Source organism: Roseomonas sp. TAS13, from assembly GCF_001950415.1.
GTDB classification, from domain to species: Bacteria; Pseudomonadota; Alphaproteobacteria; order Acetobacterales; family Acetobacteraceae; genus Roseomonas; species Roseomonas mucosa.
The window spans coordinates 1-6,183 of sequence record NZ_BDLP01000265.1; the positions used below are offsets into that span (position 1 = coordinate 1).

Consider the following 6,183-nt stretch of genomic DNA (forward strand, 5'->3'; position numbering starts at 1 on the left):
CCGCGCGCCCGGGGAGGGGAGCGCGGCCTGCCGCCCCGGGATGGAGTTCCTCCACCCCGGGGCGATCCTGCGGCGCCGGCATGACCGCGCCCGCGGCCACCCGGCGCCCGTGATCCGAGGCGCCGTCAGCCCGGCAGGCGTTCCCGCACCAGCGCCATCAGCCCGCCCACATCCGGCACCTGCGCCGCCGCCCCGGGCGGGATCTCGACGCCGAAGGCGTCCTCCAGGTCCATCAGCAGGTTCACATGCGCGACCGAATCCCAGCCGGCGACGTCGGCGGCGGCCAGCCCCGCGTGGAAGGCGCCGCGGAAGCCCGGGAAGGCCCGGCGCAGCACCGCCTCGAAGCGCGCGGCGAGATCGGCCTCCGCGGTTCCAGCCATCATCGCGTTCCTCTCATGGCGCGCCCTCGCCGCCGGCCTGCAGGAAGGCCGCACGGTTGAGCGCGCGGCTGATCTTGCCGCTGGTGGTCTTGCGCAAGGCGCCGGGGGGCAGGCGTCCGACATGCACCGGGTTGACGGCGAAGCGCTCGCCCAGCACGGCGCGCACCGCGCGACCGGTGGCCACCTCGTCCTCCGGCACGCCGTCCGCCGCCTCGTAGAGCACCACGATCTGGTCGCTGCCGATGCGCTCGTCGGGGATGGAGAAGACCACCGCGCGCCCCGGCTTGATCGCTGGCACGGCGGCCAGCGCCGCCTCCAGGTCCGGCGCCACCAGGTTGCGGCCGCGATAGATCAGCACGTCGTCGAGGCGGCCCAGCACATAGAGCTCGCCGTCATGGAGGAAGCCGAGATCGCGCGTGCGCAGCCAGCCATCGGCGAAGCGCTCCTCGCTCAGCGCCGGCTCGCCGTAATAGCCGTCGAAGAGGCAGTCGGAAACGATCAGGATCTCGCCCAGATCGTTGCCGGCATCCCCCACCGGCAGGAAGCGCAGCGCGCAGCCCTCGATCGGCCTGCCGCTCGACACCAGTTCCACCGCGCCCGGCATGCCGGGCAGGACGGGCACGACATGCCCGGCATCGAGCGCCGCACGGTCCAGCAGCAGGCGCGCCGGACCCGCGGGGCGCGATGCCCCATCCTCCCGTCGCGGGCGCAGCGGGCTCTGCGTCACGGCGAAGACGTTCTCGGCCAGGGCGTAGCAGGTGTGCAGCGCCTTCGGCGACAGGCCATGCGGGGCGAAGGCGTCGAGGAAACGGTCCATCGAGGCGGCGCGGCAGACTTCCGAGCAGTTGACCACCGCACGCAGGCCGGACAGGTCCAGCGCCGCACCGCGCAGCCGCCGCGCCGCGCCCGCCAGGTGATCGAAGGCGAAGTTTGGCAGCCACAGCAGCGTGGCGCACTCCGCTTCCGCGAGGCGCAGGACCGAGAGAGGATCGGCCAGCCATTCGAAGGGATCAAGCGCCAGCACCGGCATGGCCGCGACGAAGGGCAGCACGGTGCAGGCGATCAGCCCCATGTCGTGATAGAGCGGCAGCCAGCTCGCCACCTTGTCGCCCGGCTGCAGGTCCAGCGCCGCGCCATAGGCCTCGGCCTGCCGCACCAGCGTGTCATAGCCGAGCATCACGCCCTTCTTCAGCCCGGTCGTGCCGGAGGAATGCTGCAGCAGCGCCAGGTCCCCCGCCACCGGCTGCGGCACGGGCCGCCGCGCGGTGTGGTCGTCCAGCGCCGAGAGCGCGCCGAAATCCAGCGCCGGCACGCCGGTCTCGCCCAGCGCATCGATCGCGGCACCGAGGCCGCAGACCAGCCCGGGCCGGATGCGCGCCACCAGTATGCGGTGCGCCTCGCGCCAATGGGCGGCATCCTGCTTCGCGGTGGGCGGCGGCATCACCGAGGGCACGGCCCCCAGGAACTGCGCCGCGAAGAAGCTGACATAGAGGTCCGCACGCGTGTCGGAGAAGATCAGCACCACCTGCCCCGGCCGCAGCCCGGCGCGGCGCAGCGCCACCATCCGCGCGGCGATGCGCCGGCCCAGCTCGGCGAAGCCCAGCGCCTCCGTCCCGGAAGCGCGGCGCAGCAGCAGCGCCGTTTCCCCGGGGCTTTCGTCCAGCGCCAGGAGGAAGCCGGCGAAGTAGAGGGCCCGTGGGGAATCCGCCACCGCCTGCGGGTCGGGTGACATGGCCGGCTGCGCGCCCCTCATGTGAAATACGGCCGCCAGCGGATGTAGTCGACGATGTAGTCGCGGAAGCTCAGCGCGCTGGCATTCACCAGCACCCGTTCCGCCGGATCGTGCCAGCGCAGGCCGAAGTGCCGCGCCACCAGCGGGTTGACCGGGATCTGCGCGAAATGCTGGCCGTGATAGGCCTCCGTCAGCGCGCGGACCTCGCCATGGGCCCGCGCGGCGTCGATCTCCAGCAGCCCGGCCGAAACCTCCAGCATCTGCCGCAGGATCTCGCGCAGCAGCGGGCCGGCGATGTGCATGTAGTCGTGGAACAGGCGCTCCTCGCGGAAGCGGCCGGCGACGAAGGGCGCCAGGGCGATGTCGCTGTCCTTGTCCCGTGCCTCCGCGCGCGCCAGGTCGAAGCCAAGCCGCCGGTCGAGGCGCGGCAGCTCCGCGGCGCAGCGCTCCAGGTACAGGTCGAAGAGCGCATCGTCCGGCAGCGCCACCGCCTCGCCATCCACTGCCAGCATCATGGCGATGCGGTCGCCCAGGCGGTAGCGCTCGCCCTCCGGATAGTCGCCATCCTCCGGCCCGCCCTTGCGCGGGTCCAGCGCCTCGAAAGGCCAGAGCGCGGTGATGTTCTGCGGCGGGAAGCGCAGCACCGGCGTGCCTTCCGGCATGCGCGCGCGCAGCGCCGCGCGCTCCTCGACGAAGGCGTTGTCGAAGACCTGCTCCCACAGCACCGCCGGCGCATCGCGGAAATCGGGATAGCTGTCCCACCCGCATTCCGGCCGGTCGAAGACGTGGTAGCCGACATGGATCACGTCGCAGCCTTCGAGGCTGGGGATGCGTCCCAGCACCTCCGCCATCTCCTGCCCCTGGCAGTTCGCGCCGATCACCAGGCGCATGCGGGCCTCGCTCATCCTGCCCTCCCCTTCGCCCGCCTCAGCGCGCCCATGGCTGCCACCGGATGTAGCGGAGCATGTATTCCCGGAAGGTCCAGCGGTTGCCGAACCAGGCGAAGCGCGTGTCGCCGTCGCACCAGTCGAGGCCCAGGCGCCGCGCCACCTCGGGATGCAGCGGCGTCTGCCGCGTGCCGGCGAGGCCGAGCCAGCCGCGGCTTGCCTGCCGGTATTCCTCCAGCGCCGCCTCGCGCACCGATGCCCCCAGCAGCGAGGTCCGGCGCAGCAGCGCCTCGGTCACGAGGTGGAAGGGCGCCCCGGTCGGATCGTGCGGCGTGTTGAACAGCGGCGCGCGGCGCATCATCGCCCGCATCTCCGCCGCGACGCGGATCTCGCAGCCCGCCTCGGCCTGTTCCCAGGCGGCGAAGCCGGAGGCCGCCCAGTCGCCGGCGATGTCCAGCGCCTCGCAGGAGGCGGCGAGGTAGCGGCGGTACAGGTCGCCATCCTTCAGCCCCGGCGCCTCCGCCGCGAGGCCGGCGGCGATCCGGTCGTTATAGAGCGCGCCGCCGTAGCGCCCGCCGGGCCAGAGCGGCTCCGGCCGGTTGCGCGGATCGGACGCCAGCAGCGGCCAGTGCAGGTGCCCCTGCAAGGCGGGGAAGCGCAGCCCTTCGGCCAGCGCACCCTGCGGGGCCGCCGCGCCGGAGGACGGCTGGGACCAGAGCGCCACCGGCCCCTCCTCCCCGGCCGCGGCCAGGGCGGCGGCGAGGTCCTTGCCCTCCCCGACATGGCGCGGCACCAGACGCCCCGAAAGGCTCCGCAGGCGGCCCAGGTTGCGGGCGAGCTGCCGCGCCTGGTGGTTGCCCATGATCAGCAGGGTGATGGCGGCGTGCGTGCCCTGCGCCGAGGCGACGGCGGCGGCCACGCCCGGCACCGGAAAGAGGCGCAGCGTCTGCCAGGCGAAGGCCAGCCGGCGCGTGTCGCCCGAAGGCGGCTGCCCGGGCCGCGAGGGCGGGCGGGAGGCGTCGGGCTGCTCGAAGACGAGGTCGTTGGCAACATCCGTCCGCAGCAGTTCCGGCGGCAGGTCCAGCGTGAAGCTGCCGGTGGCCTGCGCCACGATCTCCGGCAGGACCGTCCCGTTCAGGACCGGTCGCAGCCGTTGCACGCGGTGGCCGCTCTCATGGTTCAGTGCGGGAAAGCCCCGTGCCTCCAGCCGCAGCGGCACGCCCGGGCGCAGGGGGAGGAGTTCCGGGGAGAGTTCCAGGCGGCAGCGATCGTCCATGCTCCAGACGATCTCGGGCTCCTGATGCGACCAGCCTTCCCGGCGGAACAGATGGCTGTTCCCGTCCGCCCCGAAATAGATCAGCAGCATCTGCGCCGCCATGCACCAACCCCCGGTGAACCGTTAACAATATCTACCAGGGGTTGCGTTACCGCAAGAAATTGCACCGCAACAGAGTGCCATGATGGCTGGCACTCGTTTTTGTTTGGAAGGTGGCGTGAATCCCCGGTCCGCGGGCCGGTCCATGACTGGCCGGCCAGGCAGAGGGGCCGCGAGGGCGGATCAGGGCCGGCGGAAAGCCGGTGCGGCCCTCAGGCCTGCCCGGCAAGTTCGGTGCGGAACTCGTCCAGCAGGCGCAGCGAGCCATCGCGGCGCTCCACATGCCAGAAGAGCCAGCCGTTGCAGGTCGGCGCCTCCTGCACCTCGGCGCCGACCTTGTGGATCGAGCCGAGCGCCTTGCCGCAGCGGAGCGTGCCATCCGCCCCGACCTCGGCCCGCCAGCGGCGGTGCCGGTCCACGAGGCGCGAGCCGGGCGGCACGAGGCCGCGTTCCACCAGCGTGCCGAAGGGAATGCGCGGCTGCTCCCGCCGGGCCGGGAGGCTGAGCGCCAGGCTTTCCGGCAGCGGCTCCACCGCCTCGATGCGTGCCCGGGCGGCCTCGGCATAGGCCTCGTCGCGCTCGATGCCGATGAAGCGCCGGCCGAGGCGCCGCGCCACCGCCGCCGTGGTGCCGCTGCCCATGAAGGGGTCGAGCACCACCTCACCCGGCGCGGTGCAGCTCAGGATCACCCGGTGCAGCAGCGCCTCCGGCTTCTGCGTCGGGTGCAGCTTCTTGCCCTTTTCGTCGCGCAGGCGCTCGTTGCCCGTGCAGAGCGGGATCAGCCAATCCGAGCGCATCTGCACGTCGTCGTTCAGCGCCTTCATGGCGGCGTAGTTGAACTTGTATCGGCTCTCCGGCCCGCGCGAGGCCCAGATCAGCGTCTCGTGCGCGTTGGTGAAACGGCGGCCGCGGAAGTTCGGCATCGGGTTCGACTTGCGCCACACCACGTCGTTCAGGATCCAGTAGCCGAGATCCTGCAACGCCGTGCCGAGGCGGAAGACGTTGTGGTAGGCGCCGATCACCCAGATCGTGCCATCCTTGCGCAGCACGCGGCGGCATTCGGTCAGCCAGGCACGGGTGAAGGAGTCATAGGCCGGGAAGCCGTCGAACCGGTCCCAGGCATCGTCCACGCCGTCCACCAACCCGCCTTCAGGCCGCACGAGGTCGCCCTTGAGTTGCAGGTTGTACGGGGGGTCCGCGAAGATCGCATGCACCGAGGCCGGCGGCAGTTGACGCAGCATGTCGAGGCAGTCGCCGACCATGACCTGGTCGAGCGGAAGATCCAGCCCGGTGCCCACAGCAATCCCCCTCTGTCGAGTCGGCAAAGTGATGAAGCCGAGTCGCCTCGTCAAGCGAGGGGGACTCACGCGGGAACTCGCGTCAGCCGCGAAGTTCGCGCGGCGCCGTTGTCAACGGGATCAAAGGTCGAACAGAACCCCGGCGATGTCATGCCCCTCCGAATCGGTGGCGGTGCCGCGCCGCGGCATCTCCCGATTCGCGCGCCGGTACCAGTAGCCGGCATTGCCGAGGTCCCCCTCGATTCGGTGCAGCCAGGCATGGACCCAGGCGGCCTCGCGCCCCGGCTCGTCCTGCACCAGCGCATGCGCCGCCTCCCACTCCCCGCGCAGACCATGCCACACCGCCCGCAACGCCGGCGAAACCCCCTCGGGCACCGCATCCGCCGCCAGCATCTCCTCCGCCGTCATGCCTCCGCTCCTGCTGCCGCTGCGTGATCGACCGGGGCGAAGCCGCGGCGGTGCTGGGGGCAAGGGCCGAGACGTGCGAGGGCGGCGCGATGGGAGGGGGCTG

General features: G+C 72.1%; 6 protein-coding genes. All 6 read right to left on the bottom strand.

Going from position 1 to position 6,183, the window contains the following annotated elements:
* Nucleotides 1-125: 125 nt before the first annotated feature.
* Nucleotides 126-380: an acyl carrier protein gene (locus ROTAS13_RS17530; RefSeq protein ID WP_126281935.1), complete on the bottom strand. Its 255-nt coding sequence runs from the start codon at nucleotides 378-380 to the stop codon at nucleotides 126-128.
* Between the two features lie 13 nt (nucleotides 381-393).
* Nucleotides 394-2,112: an AMP-binding protein gene (locus tag ROTAS13_RS17535; protein WP_075822980.1), complete on the bottom strand. Its 1,719-nt coding sequence runs from the start codon at nucleotides 2,110-2,112 to the stop codon at nucleotides 394-396.
* Nucleotides 2,113-2,129: 17 nt separating this feature from the next.
* On the bottom strand, nucleotides 2,130-3,017 hold the full coding sequence (locus tag ROTAS13_RS27300) for a WcbI family polysaccharide biosynthesis putative acetyltransferase (protein WP_019461934.1): 888 nt from the start codon (nucleotides 3,015-3,017) through the stop codon (nucleotides 2,130-2,132).
* 22 nt (nucleotides 3,018-3,039) lie between these two features.
* Nucleotides 3,040-4,377 carry a hypothetical protein gene (locus ROTAS13_RS17545; RefSeq protein WP_075822981.1) on the bottom strand — a complete coding sequence of 446 codons (1,338 nt, stop codon included), beginning with the start codon at nucleotides 4,375-4,377 and terminating at the stop codon, nucleotides 3,040-3,042.
* Between the two features lie 209 nt (nucleotides 4,378-4,586).
* Entirely contained in the window at nucleotides 4,587-5,672 is a 1,086-nt protein-coding gene (locus ROTAS13_RS17550) for a site-specific DNA-methyltransferase (protein ID WP_019461936.1), read from the bottom strand.
* 120 nt (nucleotides 5,673-5,792) lie between these two features.
* On the bottom strand, nucleotides 5,793-6,080 hold the full coding sequence (locus tag ROTAS13_RS17555) for a hypothetical protein (RefSeq protein WP_075822982.1): 288 nt from the start codon (nucleotides 6,078-6,080) through the stop codon (nucleotides 5,793-5,795).
* Between the last annotated feature and the right edge of the window lie 103 nt (nucleotides 6,081-6,183).